Source organism: Hyphomicrobium nitrativorans NL23 (assembly GCF_000503895.1).
Classification (GTDB): Bacteria; Pseudomonadota; Alphaproteobacteria; order Rhizobiales; family Hyphomicrobiaceae; genus Hyphomicrobium_C; species Hyphomicrobium_C nitrativorans.
In genome coordinates, this window is sequence record NC_022997.1 from 2,331,345 (window position 1) to 2,350,939 (window position 19,595).

The 19,595-nt window shown below is 65.3% G+C and carries 15 protein-coding genes; 8 read left to right on the forward strand and 7 right to left on the reverse strand.

Annotated features, from left to right (window positions below; all coding sequences use genetic code 11):
* Window positions 1-401 precede the first annotated feature (401 nt).
* Complete coding sequence (lexA, locus tag W911_RS10860) at window positions 402-1,118, forward strand: transcriptional repressor LexA (protein ID WP_023787589.1); 717 nt, start codon at window positions 402-404, stop codon at window positions 1,116-1,118.
* On the opposite strand, the gene W911_RS10865 is transcribed toward lexA, so the two are convergent.
* Entirely contained in the window at window positions 1,112-3,274 is a 2,163-nt protein-coding gene (locus W911_RS10865) for a ComEC/Rec2 family competence protein (protein WP_144083581.1), read from the reverse strand. The genes lexA and W911_RS10865 overlap by 7 nt on opposite strands.
* 187 nt (window positions 3,275-3,461) lie before the next feature.
* Here W911_RS10865 and gltX point away from each other — a divergent pair, with 187 nt between their 5' ends.
* Both gltX and gltA read left to right on the forward strand, forming a co-directional pair.
* Window positions 3,462-5,003 carry a glutamate--tRNA ligase gene (gltX, locus tag W911_RS10870; RefSeq protein ID WP_023787591.1) on the forward strand — a complete coding sequence of 514 codons (1,542 nt, stop codon included), beginning with the start codon at window positions 3,462-3,464 and terminating at the stop codon, window positions 5,001-5,003.
* 144 nt (window positions 5,004-5,147) lie between these two features.
* Entirely contained in the window at window positions 5,148-6,461 is a 1,314-nt protein-coding gene (gltA, locus tag W911_RS10875; RefSeq protein WP_023787592.1) for a citrate synthase, read from the forward strand.
* Here gltA and lpxB read toward each other — a convergent pair.
* The 6 genes from lpxB to W911_RS10905 form a co-directional block, all read right to left on the reverse strand.
* Window positions 6,422-7,636 (reverse strand): lipid-A-disaccharide synthase, encoded by a 1,215-nt coding sequence (lpxB, locus tag W911_RS10880; RefSeq protein WP_023787593.1) that lies wholly within the window; start codon window positions 7,634-7,636, stop codon window positions 6,422-6,424. The genes gltA and lpxB overlap by 40 nt on opposite strands.
* Window positions 7,633-8,931 (reverse strand): LpxI family protein, encoded by a 1,299-nt coding sequence (locus W911_RS10885; protein WP_023787594.1) that lies wholly within the window; start codon window positions 8,929-8,931, stop codon window positions 7,633-7,635. Before W911_RS10885 ends, lpxB begins: the two co-directional genes overlap by 4 nt.
* 134 nt (window positions 8,932-9,065) lie before the next feature.
* Window positions 9,066-10,373 (reverse strand): type III glutamate--ammonia ligase, encoded by a 1,308-nt coding sequence (gene glnT / locus W911_RS10890; protein ID WP_023787595.1) that lies wholly within the window; start codon window positions 10,371-10,373, stop codon window positions 9,066-9,068.
* A 122-nt stretch (window positions 10,374-10,495) separates the two neighbouring features.
* Window positions 10,496-11,824: an FMN-binding glutamate synthase family protein gene (locus W911_RS10895; protein WP_023787596.1), complete on the reverse strand. Its 1,329-nt coding sequence runs from the start codon at window positions 11,822-11,824 to the stop codon at window positions 10,496-10,498.
* A complete protein-coding gene (locus tag W911_RS10900) occupies window positions 11,824-12,510 on the reverse strand; it encodes a GXGXG domain-containing protein (RefSeq protein ID WP_023787597.1) in 687 nt (228 codons plus the stop codon). Before W911_RS10900 ends, W911_RS10895 begins: the two co-directional genes overlap by 1 nt.
* A gap of 1 nt (window position 12,511) precedes the next feature.
* Window positions 12,512-13,408, reverse strand: coding sequence for a class II glutamine amidotransferase (locus tag W911_RS10905; RefSeq protein WP_023787598.1), 897 nt, complete (start codon window positions 13,406-13,408; stop codon window positions 12,512-12,514).
* Between the two features lie 220 nt (window positions 13,409-13,628).
* Between W911_RS10905 and W911_RS10910 the strand changes: the two genes are divergently transcribed.
* Genes W911_RS10910 through W911_RS10930 form a run of 5 tightly spaced genes read left to right on the forward strand, consistent with a single transcriptional unit; the run spans window position 13,629 to window position 19,479 of the window.
* A complete protein-coding gene (locus W911_RS10910) occupies window positions 13,629-14,882 on the forward strand; it encodes an FAD-dependent oxidoreductase (protein WP_023787599.1) in 1,254 nt (417 codons plus the stop codon).
* A 13-nt stretch (window positions 14,883-14,895) separates the two neighbouring features.
* Window positions 14,896-15,177, forward strand: a complete 282-nt coding sequence (locus W911_RS10915) for a sarcosine oxidase subunit delta (protein WP_023787600.1) — start codon at window positions 14,896-14,898, stop codon at window positions 15,175-15,177.
* The gene (locus W911_RS10920; RefSeq protein WP_023787601.1) at window positions 15,174-18,101 is read left to right on the forward strand and encodes a glycine cleavage T C-terminal barrel domain-containing protein; all 2,928 of its coding nucleotides are present in this window, start codon (window positions 15,174-15,176) and stop codon (window positions 18,099-18,101) included. Before W911_RS10915 ends, W911_RS10920 begins: the two co-directional genes overlap by 4 nt.
* A 5-nt stretch (window positions 18,102-18,106) precedes the next feature.
* Window positions 18,107-18,802 carry an aminomethyltransferase family protein gene (locus tag W911_RS10925; protein ID WP_023787602.1) on the forward strand — a complete coding sequence of 232 codons (696 nt, stop codon included), beginning with the start codon at window positions 18,107-18,109 and terminating at the stop codon, window positions 18,800-18,802.
* A 26-nt stretch (window positions 18,803-18,828) separates the two neighbouring features.
* A complete protein-coding gene (locus W911_RS10930) occupies window positions 18,829-19,479 on the forward strand; it encodes a helix-turn-helix domain-containing protein (protein WP_023787603.1) in 651 nt (216 codons plus the stop codon).
* The last annotated feature ends 116 nt before the right edge of the window (window positions 19,480-19,595 follow it).

A 19,595-nucleotide genomic window follows, 5' to 3' on the forward strand; every position in this document is an offset into this window, starting at 1 on the left:
ACGGGTCAGCTAGCACGACGGTTCCCCCTACACGGAGATTCGCCGGTCTCGGTTTCTGGCGCCTTAACGCCCCAAATTTCAAACTGAGACACTACCTCATTACAGGTTGCGCTTGCAGAACGAGCCGGGAACGATTAGCGTACATTCACGATTTGTTTAGGTGAGTCTTACGACTCGGGTTTCGACGCGTCATCCGGCTTTGCGGATCGAGCCGGCACGGACAGGATACGGACGAAGGTCTGATTTCGGGGCTTGCGGCAGAAACGCCGCAGACAGGGATCGCCCGTTTTGATCCTCGCCGTTGTGGCGCATCGGCGTTCCCGTGAAGGGCGCGCCGCCGGAACGTCGTAGGCGGAATAACTCTCGGCCTTGGAAGTCCGGGCCTTGCACGGGAGGCATGAATGCTGACGTCGAAGCAGAAAGAGCTTCTGCTCTTCATCCACGAGCGTATGCAGGCCGATGGCGTCCCGCCGTCGTTCGACGAGATGAAGGACGCGCTCGATCTCAAATCCAAATCCGGCATCCACCGCCTCATCACGGCGCTGGTCGAGCGTGGCTTCATCCGCCGCCTGCCCCACCGGGCACGCGCCATCGAAGTGCTGAAGCTGCCAGAAAGCTCCACCGCACAGGCCGCAGAGGCACTCCGCCGCGTCGGATTCCAGCCGAGCGTGATCGAAGGCGCGAAATCGCGCGCGCCGGATATTTCGCTCCCTCCCTCGCACATGCTCGATAGCCGCACCGTTTCGGTGCCGGTGATGGGGCGCATCGCGGCGGGCGTCCCGATCTCCGCGATCCAGAACCACACGCATGACATCGCCTGCCCGCCCGACCTTTTGACCAACGGCGAGCACTTCGCCCTCGAAGTCAAAGGCGATTCGATGATCGAAGCCGGTATTCACGATGGCGACACCGTCATCATCCGTCGCTGTGAAACGGCCGAGAACGGCGACATCGTCGTCGCCCTCGTCGAGCACGAGGAAGCCACCTTGAAGCGCCTGCGCAAAAAGGGTTCGACGGTTGCGCTCGAAGCGGCCAATCCGGAATTCAAAACGCGCATCTTCGGTCCCGATCAAGTGGACATCCAGGGCCGTCTCGTCGGCCTCATCCGGCGCTACTGATCGGCAAGCGGAGCGGCGGAGCCGATGGAAGCGCCGGGCGACGCGTCGCGCGTGCGATTCGAGCGCCTCGGCCGCTCGGGGCGTTCCGTCCATGGGCGCACGCCGCGCCGTGCGGCCACCGATTCCGCCCGCACCACGCGGGGCGCGTTGCGGTCCGGGCTCTCCGCTTCGTCTTGAATATAAACCGCGTGCGCGCCGTTGCGCCGCAATGCCGCGCGATCGAAAACAGCGAGCGGCCTGTCGCACCCGCGCGGACGACGCGGCCCGCCGACAAGAATATCCGCATGCGCACAGTCTTCCGCCGTGGCGGAGGAATGGCGGGCAATCGCGATACGAAGCCCCTTTGTCTCGCCGATGCAGCCCGCCCCGTCGCACAAAAGACCGCGAGCCTCCCGCGCGGCGCGGGCCCCGCGCGCATCGCCATCGTGTTCGAGCCAGCGGCCGAGCTCGAAATTTCCGGACGCCCCGCGCGTGGCAACGAGCAGGCCGTCGGCGCCCCGCACCGCCACGAGGTCGCCCCCGCGTCCCACAAGAATATCCGGCCGTTCCTTTCCGCCAGCGAGCAGCGCGCCCGCGGCGATGACGGGAAGCCCCCAGAGCCGCCACCGCGTTTGCCAGAGCATCAGCCACAGCCCGCCCGCGACCATGAGCGCGAACGCGGTCCCGCGGATTTCCGGGATCACGCCCACCGCGCCCGGAAGCGCGGCGACGACGTAGGCCGTCCAGCTCATGAAATCGATTCCGAGCGCCATGATTGGCAGCGCCAGCCATTCGAGCCCGAACGGCATCAGGACAAGGGTGAGCAGCGCCGCCGGCATGATGACGATATTGACGGCGGGCCCGGCAATGAGATTGGCGAGCACGGCGTATTGCTGGCTTTTGTGGAAGTGATAGATGCCGATGGGCGCCACCGCGAGGCTCGCGATCACGGTCGAGAGCAGGATGCCGCCGAGAAAAACGACGCCCAGTTTCCCCCATCCGCCGAAAGTCGTTTGCTCTGTGCGCCGCCGGATCAATTCGTATCCGGCAATCAGCGCGATGACGGCCGCGAACGACATTTGGAAACCCGGATCGAGCAGGCTTTCCGGCATGACGAGCAGGATGAGAAGCGCCGAGAGCGCGACGTTGCGCATTGCGAGCGCCTGCCGGTCGAGCAGGACCGCGACGAACATGATCGAAATCATGATGAAGGCGCGGACGGTGGCGATTGCGGCCCCCGAGATGAGGAGATATCCGGTCGCGCCGACGAGACCGGCGACGGCCGCCCATTTCTTCGTCGAGATCCGCAGCGCAACGGCCGGAAACAGCGCGAGCAGAACCCGCGCCGAGAGAAACACGGCACCCGCCATGATCACCATGTGCAGGCCCGAGATCGACAGGATGTGGATGAGGCCGGAGTCGCGGTAGGCGTCGTTCGTCGCGTCGGTGATGCCGCCGCGCTCGCCCGTGATCAGCGACACGGCGATCTGGCCTGTCTCGCCCGGCACGACGGCGCGAATGCGCTCGCCGATTTCGAGCCGCAAGCGTTCGAGCGAAAGGCGTACAGCCCGCGTCGCGCTCTGCGCGTATCCTTCGGGCGGCGCTTCGATCTCGGCGGCGGCGAGCGCATAACCCGTCGCGCCGAGACCTTGAAACCAGGCCATGCGCGCGAAATCGTATCCGCCGGGCAATGCGGGCATCGGCGGCGGCCTCAAGGTTGCGCGAAGACGCACCGCATCGCCTGGCTTCAACCCGTCCCGCGTCTTCAGAACCCAGAGGCGCACCCGCTTCGGTGTTGCATCCGCCGATAGCCCGCGGATCGACGTCACGCGGAGGGTGAGCCGCTCGCCTCGTGTCGCGCGCGGCTCGATCAATTCCACGATGCCGCGCACGTCGGCAAAGCGCATCTCGTGGCCGAGCACCGGCGCGCGCGTCCATTCCGTTCGCGCTTTCGAAACGGCGAAGCCGAGCGCAACCGCGAATAGAGCCACCGCCGCGAGGCGGATCAGCCCGGGCCTCCCGCTCGCCACGAGCAGCGCCGAGGCCGCCGCCAGCCCTCCCAAGGCGGCCCAAAGGCTGGGCTCCAAGGGCAGCGCGAAGTAGAGCGCGATGCCGAGACCGACGAAGACCGGCAGCCACACGAACCAGCGGGCGCGCTCCTCTTCCAGCCGGGCCATCGGGCTCCAGCGCGCGGTCAAGGAGCGCGAATCGTGCGGAAAATCCGAGACAAAAGGCCCATTCCGCCTTTCGTTTCCGCCGGATACGTTCACCTTCGCCCTCTCCCCCGCACGCCTGAGCTAGTCTCATTGCGCCGGGCTATGCTACACGGGCGCCCAAACCTCTCAAACCTGAGCCAAACCCTCTATGACCGAGACTTCATCGAGCCCGGCACGCGCGCCCGTCGTGCGCTTCGCCCCATCCCCCACCGGGTATCTCCACATCGGCGGAGCGCGCACCGCGCTGTTCAACTGGCTCTACGCCAAAGCGAAGGGCGGGACGTTCCTGCTGCGCATCGAGGATACGGATCGCGAGCGCAACAATCCGGCGGCGGTCGCGGCCATTCTCGATGGCCTGCGCTGGCTCGAACTCGACTGGGACGGCGAGCCCGTCTCTCAGTTCTCGCAGGCGGACCGTCATCGCGAGGTGGCGGAGGCTCTGCTCGCGCAAGGCGCGGCCTACCGCTGCTACCTCACGCCTGAGGAACTCGATCAGATGCGCAAGGCGGCGGAAGCCGAGAAGCGCCCCTTCACGGTTCAGTCGCCCTGGCGCGACCGCGATCCCGCCGACGCACCCGAGGGCCAGCCCTTCGCCGTGCGCCTCAAGGCCCCGCGCGAAGGCGAGACGGTGATCGAGGACCGCGTGCAGGGCCGTGTCGTGTTCCAGAACAAGGAGCTCGACGACCTCATCATCCTCAGGAGCGACGGCAACCCCACCTACAATTTGGCCGTGGTGGTGGACGACCACGACATGGGTGTGACGCACGTGATCCGCGGCGTCGATCACCTGACGAACGCCGCGCGCCAGACGCAGATCTATCGCGGCATGGGATGGGATGTGCCGGTATGGGCGCACGTGCCGCTGATCCATGGCAGCGACGGTGCCAAGCTCTCGAAGCGCCACGGCGCGCAGGGCGTCGAAGAATATCGCGCGATGGGCTACCTGCCGGCGGCGCTGCGCAACTATCTCGTGCGCCTCGGCTGGAGTCACGGCGACGACGAGATCATGTCGACGGAGGATCTCGTCCGCTGGTTCGACATCGACGACACCAACAAGAGCCCGGCCCGCTTTGACTTCAAGAAGCTCGACGATCTGAACGGGCATTACGTGCGCGGCGCGGAAGAAGCCGAGTTGCTTGCGCGCGCGAAGGACCTTCTCCCGCATCTCGATTTTGCGAGCCTGCGTGCGCTGCCCGTGGACCCGAAAGCGCCGCCCCGCGCAGACGTCGCGCTGGCGCGCGAGGTCGAGGCGCTCATTCCGAGCGCGGCCACCGGCGCCGATCTCGCCCAACGCTTCGACGCCGTGGGCTGGGACAAACTCGCCTCAGCCCTTCCCGCGATCCGGGAACGCGCCAAGACGATCGCGGACCTGCTCGCGCAGGCCCTGTTCCTGATCGCCGAACGCCCCCTTAGTCTAGATGACAAAGCCAAGAAGCTGTTGGATGCTGACGGCCAAGCGAATCTCAAGGCCCTGCTCCCGCGCCTCGAAGCGGCGAGCGAGTGGAGTGCTGCAAGCCTTGAAGCCCTGGTGCGCAGCTACGCGGAAGAAACCGGCGCCAAGCTCGGCAAGGTCGCCCAGCCCCTGCGCTCGGCGCTGACGGGCAGGACGGTTTCGCCACCCGTTTTCGATGTCATGAGCGTGCTCGGGCGTGATGAGACACTGGGCAGGTTGAGCGAACAAATTCGCTAGAGGTGCCGCAAATCTTTGCAACTTCGCCGTTTCGCCGGGCCGCCCGAATTGATTATACTGCACCGCAACAAGCGCATTCCGAATAGGGGTGCCTTGGTCTCGTTCGAGGCTCGGATAGACTGAACTACCGCAAGGAGAAGCGGCATGGGCATTCAGGAAAACGCGACCCCCAGTGTAGAGGCCTCGCGGGAGGCTGAACTGGCGCTCGACGGCCAGAAGGTGTCGTTCGATGTGCGCAGCGGGTCGATCGGGCCGGACGTGATCGATATCGGCAAGCTCTACCGCGACACGGGCTGTTTCACCTACGATCCGGGCTTTACGTCCACCGCCAATTGCTCGTCTGGCATCACCTTCATCGACGGCGACAAGGGCGAGTTGCTCTATCGCGGCTATTCCATCGACGAGCTGGCGGAGAACTCCAACTTCCTCGCCATCTGCTACCTGCTGCTGCACGGCGAGCTACCGACGAACGAAGAGTTCAAGACGTTCCGCAACACCATCTCGCGCCACACGATGGTGCACGAGCAGATGACCAAGTTTTTCACCGGGTTCCGCCGCGACGGACATCCGATGGCGATCATGGTCGGCGTTGTGGGCGCGCTGTCGGCGTTCTATCACGATAGCACCGACATCAACGATCCCGAGCAGCGCCAGACGGCCAGCTATCGCATGATCGCGAAGATGCCAACCATCGCCGCGATGGCCTACAAGTATTCCATCGGCCAGCCCTTCATTTATCCGCGCAACGACCTCGACTACACGTCGAACTTCCTGCAGATGTGCTTCTCCGTGCCGTGCGAGCCCTACATCGTCAATCCCGTGGTGGCGCGCGCGCTCGACCGTATTTTCATCCTGCACGCCGACCACGAGCAGAACGCGTCCACCTCCACGGTGCGCCTCGCAGGCTCTTCGGGCGCGAACCCGTTTGCCTGCATCGCGGCCGGCATCGCCTGCCTCTGGGGCCCCGCGCATGGCGGCGCGAACGAAGCCGCCCTCAACATGCTCGAAGAGATCGGCACCGTCGATCGCATCCCCGAGTATATCGAGAAGGCGAAGGACAAATCGTCCGGCTTCCGCCTCATGGGCTTCGGCCATCGCGTCTACAAGAACTACGATCCGCGCGCGAAGGTGATGCAGAAGACCTGCCACGAGGTTCTCGACGCCCTCGACAAGCGCAACGAGCCGTTGCTCAAGGTTGCGATGGAGCTCGAACGCATCGCGCTCGAAGACGAATATTTCGTCCAGAAGAAGCTCTATCCCAACATCGATTTCTATTCGGGCATCACGCTGCGCGCGATCGGCTTCCCCGTTTCGATGTTCACGGTGCTGTTCGCCGTCGCGCGCACGGTCGGCTGGATCGCGCAGTGGAAAGAGATGATCGAGGACCCCGAGCAGAAAATCGGACGTCCGCGCCAGCTCTACATCGGCCCGCCGCGCCGTCCCTTCCCGAAGGCGTAATCGAGGACGACATCGGCCGCCGCTTCGCTCGGCGCGCGGCCGCCGTCCGTGCGCAAGAGGCCGGGAATGCGCTTGAGTGCAGCCTGCTGCCGGCGCCGCTCATCCGTATCCGAGAGCAGCGGAAGAAGCGTGCGGGCAAGGTTTTCCGGCGTCACGGTCTCCTGATGAAACTCCGGGAACACGTTTTCTCCGAGCACGAGATTTGCGAGCACGACCGTCGGCGCCTTGATGAGGCGGCGGAGAAACGGCGCCGCGACGGGATCGACACGATAGGCCACGACCATCGGCGTGCCCGAGAGCGCGAGTTCGAGCGTCACCGTCCCTGACGCCGCAAGCGCAGCGTCCGCGAGCTTGAAAGCGCGAAACTTGTCGTCGTCGCCCTCGACGAGATGCGGCTGAAGCGGCCACGATTTGAGCCCCGCGTCGATCAGCGGCCGCATGTGCGGAACACACGGCATCAGCACCTGGGGCTCTACCCCTTGGGCTTCGATCAGCCGCAGCGCGGCCCCGAAGGGCTCTATCAGCCTGCCGACTTCTGAAGCGCGGCTGCCCGGAAGCGCCACGACGACGGGGCGGGCGGGATCGAGATGGAGCGCGTCCGCGAGAGGCGCCGGATCGAGATCGCGGAACCATTGCAGCCGCTCGGACAAGGCGTGGCCGACATACGTGCACGGCGGGCCGCCGAGCCGCGCGTGCGCCGCCGGTTCGAACGGCAGCAGCGCGAGCACGTGATCCACATAAGCGCGCATCTTGGCAGCACGCCCCGGCCGCCACGCCCACACGCTCGGGCTCACGTAATCGACAATCGGAATGTCGGGCCGGTGCTTGCGGATGCGCTTCGCAATAGGATGCGTGAACTCGGGGCTATCGATGATGACGACCGCGTGAGGATCGAAGGCAATCGCGCGGTCCACGGTCGCATACACGCGCTGCAAGATCCGCGGCAGGTGCCGCAGGATCGAAAGCGGCCCCATCACGGCGACATCCTCGATGGGGAAATCGGAGACGAAGCCTTCTGCGGCCATCGCCTCGCCGCCGACGCCCGCCAGGCGCAAGCGGTCGCCGAGCCGGGCCTTGAGCGCGGAAACGAGCTTGCCGCCGAGCGCATCGCCCGAATGTTCGCCCGCGATCAAGACAAGGCGCACTTCGTCCCGCAGCGATACGGTCTCGCTCATCGGCTATCTCCCTCGGGCGGCGACGTCACGACGAAGAGGCCTTCGCGCTCGGCCGCAGCCAGCGCCGCGCCGGAAGCCGCGGCTGCATCGCCGCCAATCGCGATCCCCGCATACCCGGCGCGCGCCACGATGGCGACGAGCGCCTCCGTCAACGCCTCGGCACGGCGCAACACAACCACACCGCGGCGGCGGCGTGTGAGGCTCGCCCATTGCCGCAAACCTTCGGCCCGCCGCACGGTGGCCTCCGCGCCTTCGTCCGCTTCCACCGCCAACACGTGATTGCGCACCACGACCGCCGTATGACCGACGCCGAAGGACGTCAGCGCCTCGACGGTCGCGAGCCCCTTCACCGCATCGCGCACGGAATGCCGGCGTGGCTTCGCGCCGCCGAGAGGGCGAAGGGCGCGGGCCACACGATGGGCCTTGAAGCGCTGCGGCGCGGCACCGGGCGCCGCCTCGTCCCGCACGCCTTCGACGAATATGCCGGCAGCGTCCGCGCGTTCGAGCGTCACGGCGCGTTCCGCAATCAGCACGTTTTCGGCTTCCGCCGCGATGCCGGAGAGCCCGGCGGCGCGCGCACCGTCGACAGTGGCCGGACCGATGGCCGGCATGTCGACGCGGAGATCCTGCTCCGGCTTCGAACGCTTGACGAGAACGCCCCCCTGTGGTGCGTCTTGAGCCGCGCGGCGCGCTTCACCTGCACGCGCGATCATCCGGTCGGTGCCTTCGACGCCCTCGATGGCTTCGATCCGCCCGCCTGAAATCACGACGCCTTGTCCGATATCGTAGGGGCCGAGCGCACGGATCAGTGCGAGACCGGTCTGAATGTCGGCCCGTTCGCGATCCGAAGCACGCAGGGCACCCGCAGCGCCTTCGCGCACCACGAGTTCGGGCGCGGCTTCGCCTGGCCCGACGACGCGAAAACCTTCCTGCTCGAAAAAGCGGACGACACGGCGCAGCACGCCGTCGTCACCGCCGGACGCGACGATCTTCAAAAGCCGCGGCAGATTGCGAAAGAAACCGAGATCCGGCTTGAGCGTACCGAGTTCCGGCCGGCGCACATGGCCGACGATCACGAGATCGGTCACGCGCGCCTGCCGAAGCGCGCGAATGATGCCGCCAATGCCGCCCCAATTGATGCGCGTCACGTCGGCGCCCGTCAGATCCGGGTCCGCCTCACTGTCGATGGCGACAATGGCGACCGGAACCGCACGGCGCGCCGCGCTCTCCGCGATCTCGCGCGGAAGCTTGCCTCCGCCCGCCAGTATCCCGAGCCGACGCTCGCCTGTCCTCATGGCTCCCTCTCGCCGGCCCCTGTTGCCGCGTTACGGGATCGCTATAGCGGGATTGGCGGGCGGGCACTAGCTCACGATCTAAGGTCCTTTAAGCCCGAAACGTGACACATCGCTGTCATCCGAGGCGTGGCCCTTCAAACGTCGAGCGTGTGCTCGCGCTCCCACTGCGTCAGGTGGCTTGCATAGCCGTTCCATTCGCCCGTCTTGAGCTTGACATAAGCGCTCGCCAGCTCTTCGCCGAGCGCGGCCTTCAGGGTTGTGTCTCCATCGAACGCACGCACGGCATCGAGAAGGTTCAAGGGCAATCTGGGCGCATCCGTGATGGTATGGCCCTCCTGATACATGTCGATGTCGAGCCTCGGGCCGGGATGCGCATTGCGCGCGATCCCGTCGAGGCCCGCCGCGATGATGGCAGCCTGCAACAGATACGGATTGGCCGCCCCGTCCGGCAGCCGGAACTCGAACCGCCCCGCGCCGGGCACCCGAACCATGTGCGTCCGGTTGTTTCCCGTCCACGTCACGCTGTTCGGCGACCAGGTGGCCCCCGAGATCGTGCGCGGCGCGTTGATGCGCTTGTACGAGTTCACCGTCGGGTTGGTGATCGCAGCCAGCCCCGTCGCGTGCTGCATGATGCCGCCGAGGAAGTTGTAGCCCTGCTTCGAGAGACTCATCTCGTCGGCCGGATCGTCGAACGTATTGGTCGCGCCGTCCGGGCTCCACACCGAGATATGCACGTGGCAGCCGTTGCCTGTGAGGTTCGCAAACGGTTTCGGCATGAACGTCGCGCGAAGCCCGTGCTTTTCCGCGACCGACTTCACCATATATTTGAAGAACGAGTGACGATCCGCCGTTTTCAAGGCGTCGTCGAAGGCCCAGTTCATCTCGAACTGCCCGTTCGCATCCTCGTGATCGTTCTGATAGGGGCCCCAGCCGAGTTCCAGCATGTAATCGCAGATCTCGGAGATCACGTCGTAACGGCGCATCAAGGCCTGCTGATCGTAGCAAGGCTTGCTCGCGAGATCCATGGAATCGGAAATCGCCGAGCCGTCCGCATTGATCAGAAAGTATTCGCACTCAACGCCGGTCTTGATGCGGAAGCCTTGGTCGATTGCTTTCGCGAGCACGTTCTTGAGGACAACGCGCGGCGACTGAGCCACCGTCTTGTTGTCCATCACGCAATCCGACGGAACCCACGCCACCTCGGGCTTCCAGGGAAGCTGCACGAGCCCCGGCGCGTCGGCCATGGCCAGCATATCGGGATGCGCGGGCGTCATATCGAGCCACGTCGCGAACCCCGCAAACCCGGCACCGTCCTTCTGGATCTCGGCAATCGCGGCCGCCGGCACCAGCTTTGCGCGCTGAAAACCGAACAGATCCGTGAACGAGATCATGAAGTACCGGATGCCGCGATCCTTCGCGACCTGGGCGAGACACTGTGTCATGGTTTTGGGCGTTCCACGCTTCGTTTGATCCTCACCCCTAGATGATCGGTCTTGTTTTTTTGAAGCCGCGCCCCCGGCCTTCATGGGCCGAAGTGTCGCCGCCTGGAATTGAGTGTTGCCGGCTAGAATTTGCTCGTGCCCGGAATCCAGCTCGTTCCCGCCAGAGGCACGCGCGCCATGGCGGCGGCTTCGATGGTGAGCGCGCAGAGATCCTCGGGCTCCAGATTGTGGACGTGGTTGTGACCGGCCGCACGCGCGATGGTCTGCAACTCCAGCGTCATGACCTTGAGATAGTTCGCGAGCCGCCGGCCCGCGCGTACGGGATCGAGCCGCTCGGCAAGCGCGCCATCCTGCGTCGTGATGCCCGCAGGATCGCGGCCCTCGTGCCAATCGTCGTAAGCACCGGCCGTCGTGTTGAGCTTGCGGTATTCGGCTTCGAGCGCGGGATCGTTGTCGCCGAGTGCGACGAGTGCCGCCGTCCCGATGGAGACCGCATCCGCACCGAGCGCCAGCGCCTTGGCCGCATCGGCCCCGTTGCGGATGCCGCCCGATACGATGAGCTGCACCTTGCGGTGCATCCCCAAATCCTGCAGCGCTTGAACGGCGGGTCGGATGCACGCGAGCGTCGGCTGTCCCACATGCTCGATGAAGACCTCCTGCGTCGCCGCCGTACCGCCCTGCATCCCGTCCACGACCACGACATCCGCGCCCGCCTTTACCGCAAGCGCCACGTCGTAGTAGGGCCGCGAGCCACCGATCTTGATGTAGATCGGCTTCTCCCAGTCGGTGATTTCACGCAGCTCCAGGATCTTGATTTCGAGATCGTCGGGCCCGGTCCAGTCGGGATGACGGCAGGCCGAGCGCTGGTCGATCCCCTTGGGCAGCGTGCGCATCTCCGCCACGCGGTCCGAGATCTTCTGCCCAAGCAGCATGCCGCCGCCGCCGGGCTTCGCGCCCTGGCCCACGACGATCTCGATCGCGTCCGCCTTCCTGAGATCGTCCGGATTCATGCCATAGCGCGAGGGAAGATACTGATAGACGAGCGTCTTCGAATGCCCGCGCTCTTCCGGCGTCATGCCGCCGTCGCCGGTGGTGGTCGAGGTGCCCGCCATGTTCGCGCCGCGCCCTAACGCTTCTTTGGCTTGCGCCGAGAGCGAGCCGAAACTCATGCCCGCAATCGTGATCGGGATCTTGAGACGGATCGGCGTCTTCGCGTATCGCGTGCCGAGCACGACCTCCGTCGAGCAGCGCTCACGGTAGCCTTCGAGCGGATAGCGCGACATGGACGCGCCGAGGAACAGAAGGTCGTCGAAGTGCGGAACCTTGCGTTTCGCGCCCGCGCCGCGAATGTCGTAAATGCCGGTCTCCGCCGCGCGGCGGATCTCGGACAGCGTGTAGTCGTCGAAGACGGAAGACTTGCGGGGCGTGGTCGGCGGATTGTGATAGGTCATCAGTAGGCGTCCGCGTTGTCGATGTCGAAGTTGTAGAGCTTGCGGGCTGAGCCGTAGCGGCGGAAGGCGCGGGTCTCGACGTCCGTCACACCCGCTTTTTCAAGCAGATCCGCGAGCAGCGCGTGATGCTCGGGCCGCATCTCCTTCTCGATGCAGTCCGCGCCGAGGCTCTTCACCGTGCCGCGCACGAAGAGGCGCGCCTCGTAGATGGAATCTCCGAGCGCATCGCCCGCGTCCCCCAGCACGACGAGATTGCCGCTCTGCGCCATGAAGGCCGACATGTGCCCGATGTTGCCACGCACGAGAATGTCGATGCCCTTCATCGAGATCCCGCAGCGCGACGACGCGTTGCCTTCGATTACGAGCAATCCGCCACGGCCCGTGGCGCCCGCATACTGGCTCGCGTCGCCCTTCACGACGACCCGGCCCGACATCATGTTTTCGGCTGTTCCCGGCCCGGCCGACCCGTGCACGATGACGCTCGCCTGCTTGTTCATGCCCGCGCAGTAGTACCCGACCGGCCCGTGCACATGGACGGTCACGGGGGCGTCGAGACCCACGGCCACGGCGTGCCGGCCTTCGGGGTTGAGCACGTCCCACTCGGTGTCGTTGGTGCCGTTGGAGAGAGCGTGCAGGTTTTCGTTGAGCGCGCGCAGCGGCGTGATTGCGAGATCGATGGTGGCCATCTCAGCGCTCCCAGAAGTAGACGGTTGCGGGCTCGGGCTCCCAGACCTTGGCATTGTCTATGCCGGGCAGTCCGGCGAGCGCGCGATACTCGGAACCGAACGCCACGTAGTCGTCCGTTTCCGCCAGCACCGCGGGCTTGCACGCAATCGGATCGCGCACGACACCGAAGCCGGTCTTGGTGCCGACGACGAAGGTGAAGAAGCCGTCGAGATCTTCGAGGCTCTTTTCGAGCGCCTGGCCGAGATCCAATCCCTGCTTCATGCGCCAGGTGAGATAGGCGGCCGCGACCTCGCTATCGTTATCGGTCTCGAAGCTCATGCCGTCGTGGATCAGCGAGCGGCGCAGATTGTTATGGTTCGAGAGCGATCCGTTGTGCACGAGGCACTGATCGGGCCCCGTCGAAAACGGATGCGCGCCGAGCGTGGTGACGGCGCTTTCGGTCGCCATGCGCGTGTGGCCGATCGCGTGCGTGCCGCTCATGCGCTTGAGGTCGAAACGCTTGGCGACGTCGGTGGGGTAGCCCACTTCCTTGTAGATCTCGATCGCGTTTCCCGTGCCCATGACGCGCACGGAAGGGACAATCTCACCGAGTGCCGCACGTACTGCATCCGCTTCGGATGCCTTGCACGAGAGCACCGCGTGCGTCGCGCGCACATCGAGCTTCACCGAGCTGTCGACAGCCTTCTCAACCTTCTTCGCGAGGCCGTCGAAGTCGGCATCGGGGTTTGGCGATTGCAGCGTGATCTTGGCCTTGCCGTCCTTGGCCGCGCCGTAGACGGCGAACCCGGCCGAATCCGGCCCGCGCTCGCACATGGTGGCGAGCATCCCCGCCGTCAGCGCGCCGAGATCAGCCTCAAGCGCCTTGTCTTTAAGAAACAGTCCTACGATTCCGCACATCGGTAGCGCACCCGGACACGTTGATCGAACGAGCCGGACCGTAGCAGGCGATGCCCATGAATTCAACTGTTATGAATAATTATTTCCTGACAGGATAGTAGGCAATTGCCCAAATTTCAAGCGGCGAATTGTCTAGAACTTGGACTTGAGTGATAGGAAACATTTTTGCATGTTGTGAAGTGACGCGACGCGATAACGCTTCGAGAGAGTCTTCGCTCCCATGCCCTTCGCCCTCCTGAAATACGCAGCCCGCTCGGCGCTCAAAGGCGATCATGCCGCCGACGCCCACTTCCACTGGACGCCGGATCTCAAGCCCGCCTACGACGTCGTGATCATCGGCGCGGGCGGACACGGGCTCGCCGTTGCCTATTACCTCGCCACCCGCCACGGCATCACGAACATCGCCGTCCTCGACAAAGGCTGGCTCGCGGGCGGCAACACGGCCCGCAACACCACCATCGTCCGCGCCAATTATCTCACGCCTGAAGGCGTCGCCTTCTACAAGGAATCGGTCAATCTCTTCCGCAGCCTGTCGAACGAGCTCGACATCAACGTGATGTACACCGAGCGCGGCCACTTCACGCTCGCCCATACGGATGCCGCCCTCAACACCGCACGCTGGCGCGCCGAAGTGAACACGCACATGGGCGTCGCCTCCGAGGTGATCGGGCCCGACGAGATCAAGCGCCTCTGCCCGACGCTCAACGTGTCGGACGACGTGCACATGCCCGTCCTCGGCGCGCTGTATCATCCCCCCGGCGCCATCGCGCGTCACGACGCGGTTGCCTGGGGTTACGCGAAAGAAGCGATGCGCCGCGGCGTCGAGGTTCATACGCAAACGGCCGTCAACAAGATCCTGGTCGAGAACGGCCGGGCCATCGGCGTCGAGACGAACCGCGGCACGATCCACGCCGGACGCATTGTGCAAGCCGTCGCCGGATCGTCGAGCGTCGTCGCGAGCATGGCGGGCCTCAAGCTCCCGATCCGCACCATTCCCTTGCAAGCCTGCGTGTCGGAGCCCGTCAAACCGATTCTCGATCAGATCGTCGTCTCGGGTTCGCTGCACGTTTACATCTCGCAATCGGCGCGCGGCGAAATGGTGATGGGCGGCGCAACGGACGCTTACGGTCTCTATTCCACGCGCTCCACGCTCGACTTCAAAGAGAGCCTGATGGCGCACATGCTGGAGCTGTTCCCCTTCATGGGAGAGCTCAAGGTGCTGCGCCAGTGGGCCGGCATGGCCGACATGACGCCGGACTTCTCGCCGGTCATGGGCCTCACGCCGATCGAGAACTATTTCATCGATGCAGGCTGGGGCACGTGGGGCTTCAAGGCGACGCCGGTGTCGGGCGTGCGCATGGCCGAATGCGTCGCCACCGGCCGCCAGCCCGATCTTCTGAAACCCTTCGCGCTCGACCGTTTCCGCTCGTTCGACCTCGTCGGAGAAAAGGGCGCCGCATCCGTCGGCCATTGAGAGGCGAACCGCCATGAAGATCATGACATGCCCGGTGAACGGGCCGCGCAACATCTCCGAATTCGCTTGGGGCGGCGAGATCAAGCCGCAGCCCGATCCCGCGACCTGCACGGACGCCGAGTGGACGGATCACCTGTTTCTCGAAGCGAATACGGCGGGCGTCGTTTCCGAATGGTGGCTGCATACGCCGACCAACACGTGGTTCGTCGCACGCCGCAACACCGTGACGGACGAGGTCCTGGAAACCATGACCGCCGACACGTTCTTTTCACGCCGGAGTGACACCCTGAGATGAGCAGCAACGGCCACAGCACGAATGGACGTCTCAGCGGACCCGATTGGGGGTTGCTGATCGACCGCGACACCCCCCTCGCCTTCACCTTCGACGGGCGTCTCCACAACGGCTTTGCGGGCGATGTCCTCGCCTCCGCGCTCTATGCCGAGGGCCGGCGCGTGCTCTCGCGGTCGTTCAAGTATCACCGCCCACGCGGCGTTCTCACCATGGCCGGCCACGACGCCAACAGCATCGTGCAGGTCGCAGACGAGCCGAACGTGCGCGCAGACCGCTACCCGGTGCGGGACGGCATCGCAGCGTCCTCTGTCAATCGCCTCGGATCGGTCGACTTCGACCTCTACGCCGCGATGGGCGCATTCAAACGCTTCCTGCCGGTCGGCTTCTACTACAAGACGTTCTTCCGCCCGAAAGGCATCTGGCCTTGGTTCGAGAAACCGATCCGCCGCATGGCGGGTCTCGGTCATCTGGAACCGGCGGCCCGCCCGCGCAGCTACGACAAAGCGTATCTGTTTGCCGACGTGCTCGTCGTCGGCGGCGGACCGGCCGGGCTCGAAGCCGCCATCGCGGCGGCGGAAGCGGGTGCCGAAACGCTTCTGATCGACGAATGGCCCGAGCTTGGCGGCTCGCTACTGTACGGCCGAGGCGGCGTGGACAGCGCAACGTCGAGCGCCATCCGCCGCGACCTCGTCACGCGCGCGAAGGCGCTCCCCAACCTCACCATCCTCTCGAACACCACAGTGAGCGGCATCTTCGCCGATAACTGGGTGTCCGCCGTCGATGCCAAACGTCTCTACAAGATCCGCGCACGCGAAATCGTGCTCGCGACGGGCGCGTTCGACCAGCCGATCGTCTTTCCGAACAACGACCGCCCCGGCATCCTGTTCGCGAGCGCCGCGCAACGGCTGATGCGCCTTTATGGCGTTACACCCGGCAAGCGCGCCGTCGTCGCGACGGCCAATCGCTACGGCTACGAAGCCGCCCTCGACCTTCTCGACGCAGGCGTCGAGGTGGCCGCCGTGGTGGATCTGCGCGCGGATCCTATCGGCGCCGTGGAGGAAGAAGTGCGCGCGCGGGGCGTTCGCATCTATGCAGGCGCAGCGCCGTCGAACAGCAAAGGCCGGCGCGGCGTCGAAGCCGTCGCGATCTCACGCATCGCGTTGGACGGAACGATCGCCGAGACACCCAGCGACTGGATCGCTTGCGACACGCTGCTGATGAGCGCAGGCTTCGCCCCGCAGCTCAACCTCGCCTGTCACGCGGGCGCACGCGCCGTGTACGAACCGGAAACCGCCATGCATCGCGCAGAAGGCGTGCCGCGCGGCATCACGCTTGCGGGCGCGGCCGCAGGCATCTGGTCTGATACGGAGGCGCGCGCAAACGGCAGCGAAGCTGGGCGCATCGCCGCCGCCCGGGCAGGCGGAAGCGACATGTCCCAAGTTATCCCTGCAGCGGCCCATGCATCGGCATCCGGCGTCACCCACGCCTATCCGATCTTCACCGCACGCACCGGCAACGATTTCGTCGATTTCGACGAGGACATCACGACCAAGGACATCGCCAATACGATCAAGGACGGCTACGATGACATTCAGCTCGTCAAGCGATACTCCACCGCCGGTCTCGGACCGAGCCAGGGCCGCCACGCCAACGTCAACACTATCCGCATTGTCTCGCGCCTCACAGGCCGCGCCGCTGCCGACATCGGCACCACGACGTTCCGCCCGCCGCTGGTGCCGGAGAAATACGGTCAACTTGCGGGGCGAGCGTTCTCGCCCGTGCGCCGCACACCCATGCATCACCGCCACGAGGAACTCGGCGCGCGCATGATGCCGGCCGGAGCATGGAAGCGGCCAGCCTACTACGGCAAACAGGAAGACGAAGCGGCGAATATCGCCCGCGAAGTGCGCGCCGTGCGCACGGCCGCGGGCCTCATCGACGTTTCGACGCTGGGTGGCCTCGACATCCGCGGGCCAGACGCAGTCGAACTGATCGAGCGGATGTACACGTGGGCTTATGCCAAGCAGCCCATCGGCCGCGCCCGCTACGCGCTGATGACGGACCACACCGGCGTCATCATCGACGACGGCGTCGCCGCCCGCCTGCATGACCGCCACTATTACGTGACCGCCACGACCGGCGCCGTCGATCAGGTCTATCGACAGATGACATGGCACAACGCGGAATGGCGGCTCGACGTGGACATCGCCAACGTCACCGCCGCGTATGCGGCCGTGACCCTCGCCGGACCCAAAGCGCGCGCCATCGTCGAACGCCTTGCCTCCGACATCGATTTTTCGAACGCGGCGTTTCCTTACATGGGCGTACGCACCGGCACGCTTGCGGGCATCCCCGTGCGCATCCTTCGCGTCGGCTTCGTCGGCGAGCTTGGATACGAGATTCACGCGCCCTCCCGCTTCGGGGAAGCGTTGTGGGATGCGCTGATGGATGCGGGCCGACCTGACGGCATTCTCCCCTTCGGTGTCGAAGCCCAGCGCATCCTGCGGCTTGAAAAGGGCCACATCATCGTCGGTCAGGACACCGACGGGCTCACCCATCCGGCGGAAGCGGGCATGGACTGGGCGCTGGGCAAGAAAAAGCCGTTCTACGTCGGCAAGCGCGCCATCGCGTTGCAGATCGCAAAGGGCGTGACGCGTAAACTCGTCGGCTTCACGCTCGACGCGCCGTCCGCGCCGTGTCCCAAGCCCTGTCATCTCGTGATCCGAAATGGCGACATCGCAGGCCGCGTGACCTCAGCCGTCGCGTCGCCGACGCTCGGCAAAGTCGTCGGCCTCGCCTACGTGCCGGTCGACCTCGCCGAGGCCGGATCGCGTTTCACCATCCGCATCGATGGCGGCAAGCTGATCGCTGCGACGGTCGTTTCTACGCCGTTCTACGATCCCGAAAACGCGCGCCAGGAGGTCTGATTTAGATGTCCGATACCGCAGCCTCTCCGCCTCTCACGCGTGCCAGAACGCCGCTCGCCCATATTCTGGCCGAACGCGGAGCACACTGGCGCACGCTCGGAGATACGGCCGCCGCGACCAAACTCTCGACATCGCCTGCTCTCGACGAACTCGCTATCGTCGATCTGTCGCCGCTTCCGCGCATCGGCTTCAAGGGGCGCGGAACGATAGAGGCGATGCGCGCCCGCGGCTTGCTTGTCGAAGCCGAGCCGAACCGCCTCTTCCCCCAAGACGACGGCAGCCTCTGTCTCGTTCTCGCCCCGAGCGAAGTTCTCATTCTGTCCGCGTTCGACGGTAACGAAAGCCGCTTCTCCGAATGGGAACAGACGTTCCGCCTCGACGACGAGGAATGCACCTATCCGCTTCCGCGGCGAGATAGCCACGCATGGCTCGCCGTCACCGGCCGGCGCGCACCGGCGATGTTCGCGAAGCTCTGCGGCGTCGATCTGCGGCTCGGCAAGTTTCCGAACCACGCCATCGCCCAAACCTCGGTCGCGCGCATCAATGCCATCGTGGCGCGATCCGATAGAGGCGAAACTCCGGTGTTCCACCTTCTTGCCGACATCGCCTCGGCCCTGTACCTCTCGTCATGTCTGCTGGACGCGGCGCGCGAGTACGGCGGAGAGTTCGCGGGCCTCGATCGCCTCGAAAGCTTGACATGACGGGACGTTGAGACGGGAGGCCCACCTTGAAGAAAGACGGCGCGAGCGAGGTGGCCTCGGGGGAGCAGGACCCTCACGCCCTGGCGGGCGCGCGCGACAGCATGCTCGAGGTCGCGATCGGGCGCGAAGTCCGCGCCTTCCGCAACAAGCTCGGCATCACCGCATCCGACCTTGCGCGCGCGGCCGGGCTCTCGCTCGGTATGCTGTCGAAAATAGAGAACGGCGTGACGAGCGCGTCTCTCACCACGTTGCAGCGTCTCTCCAAGGCGCTCGGCGTGCCGGTGACTGCCCTCTTCCGCCGCTTCGAGGAAAAACGTGACGCCGTGTTCGTGTCGGCCGGCCACGGCCTCCCCATCGAACGGCGCGGCACGCGCGCGGGCCACCAGTACCAGCTCCTGGGCCACACGACCGGCACGGCCGGCAGCATCGTGGTCGAACCCTACCTCATCACGCTGACGCAGGAATCCGACGTCTTCCCGCTTTTCCAGCACGGCGGGCTCGAACTCATCTACGTGCTCGAAGGCGAGGTGGTCTACCGCCACGCCGACAAGCTTTATCCGATGAAGCCCGGCGACAGCCTGTTCTTCGATGCCGACGCACCGCACGGCCCCGAGGAACTCGTGAAGCTCCCCATCCGCTTTCTTTCGGTGATCAGCTACGCGCGCGAGCTGCCGTAACAAAGACGCGCATCTTCCGGTGTCATCCCGGCCCAGTGGAACGCAGAGCCGGGACACAGGAGAAGCTTCTATCGCGAAATCTATGGCGTCTTCGACTTGCTTGCGCTGGGTCCTGG

What these genes read in the sequence shown, in the direction of transcription:
- lexA (WP_023787589.1), top strand. Translation starts at nt 402, where the DNA reads ATGCTGACGTCGAAGCAGAAAGAGCTTCTGCTCTTCATCCACGAGCGT.
- W911_RS10865 (WP_144083581.1), bottom strand. Translation starts at nt 3,274, where the DNA reads ATGGCCCGGCTGGAAGAGGAGCGCGCCCGCTGGTTCGTGTGGCTGCCG.
- gltX (WP_023787591.1), top strand. Translation starts at nt 3,462, where the DNA reads ATGACCGAGACTTCATCGAGCCCGGCACGCGCGCCCGTCGTGCGCTTC.
- gltA (WP_023787592.1), top strand. Translation starts at nt 5,148, where the DNA reads ATGGGCATTCAGGAAAACGCGACCCCCAGTGTAGAGGCCTCGCGGGAG.
- lpxB (WP_023787593.1), bottom strand. Translation starts at nt 7,636, where the DNA reads ATGAGCGAGACCGTATCGCTGCGGGACGAAGTGCGCCTTGTCTTGATC.
- W911_RS10885 (WP_023787594.1), bottom strand. Translation starts at nt 8,931, where the DNA reads ATGAGGACAGGCGAGCGTCGGCTCGGGATACTGGCGGGCGGAGGCAAG.
- glnT (WP_023787595.1), bottom strand. Translation starts at nt 10,373, where the DNA reads ATGACACAGTGTCTCGCCCAGGTCGCGAAGGATCGCGGCATCCGGTAC.
- W911_RS10895 (WP_023787596.1), bottom strand. Translation starts at nt 11,824, where the DNA reads ATGACCTATCACAATCCGCCGACCACGCCCCGCAAGTCTTCCGTCTTC.
- W911_RS10900 (WP_023787597.1), bottom strand. Translation starts at nt 12,510, where the DNA reads ATGGCCACCATCGATCTCGCAATCACGCCGCTGCGCGCGCTCAACGAA.
- W911_RS10905 (WP_023787598.1), bottom strand. Translation starts at nt 13,408, where the DNA reads ATGTGCGGAATCGTAGGACTGTTTCTTAAAGACAAGGCGCTTGAGGCT.
- W911_RS10910 (WP_023787599.1), top strand. Translation starts at nt 13,629, where the DNA reads ATGCCCTTCGCCCTCCTGAAATACGCAGCCCGCTCGGCGCTCAAAGGC.
- W911_RS10915 (WP_023787600.1), top strand. Translation starts at nt 14,896, where the DNA reads ATGAAGATCATGACATGCCCGGTGAACGGGCCGCGCAACATCTCCGAA.
- W911_RS10920 (WP_023787601.1), top strand. Translation starts at nt 15,174, where the DNA reads ATGAGCAGCAACGGCCACAGCACGAATGGACGTCTCAGCGGACCCGAT.
- W911_RS10925 (WP_023787602.1), top strand. Translation starts at nt 18,107, where the DNA reads ATGTCCGATACCGCAGCCTCTCCGCCTCTCACGCGTGCCAGAACGCCG.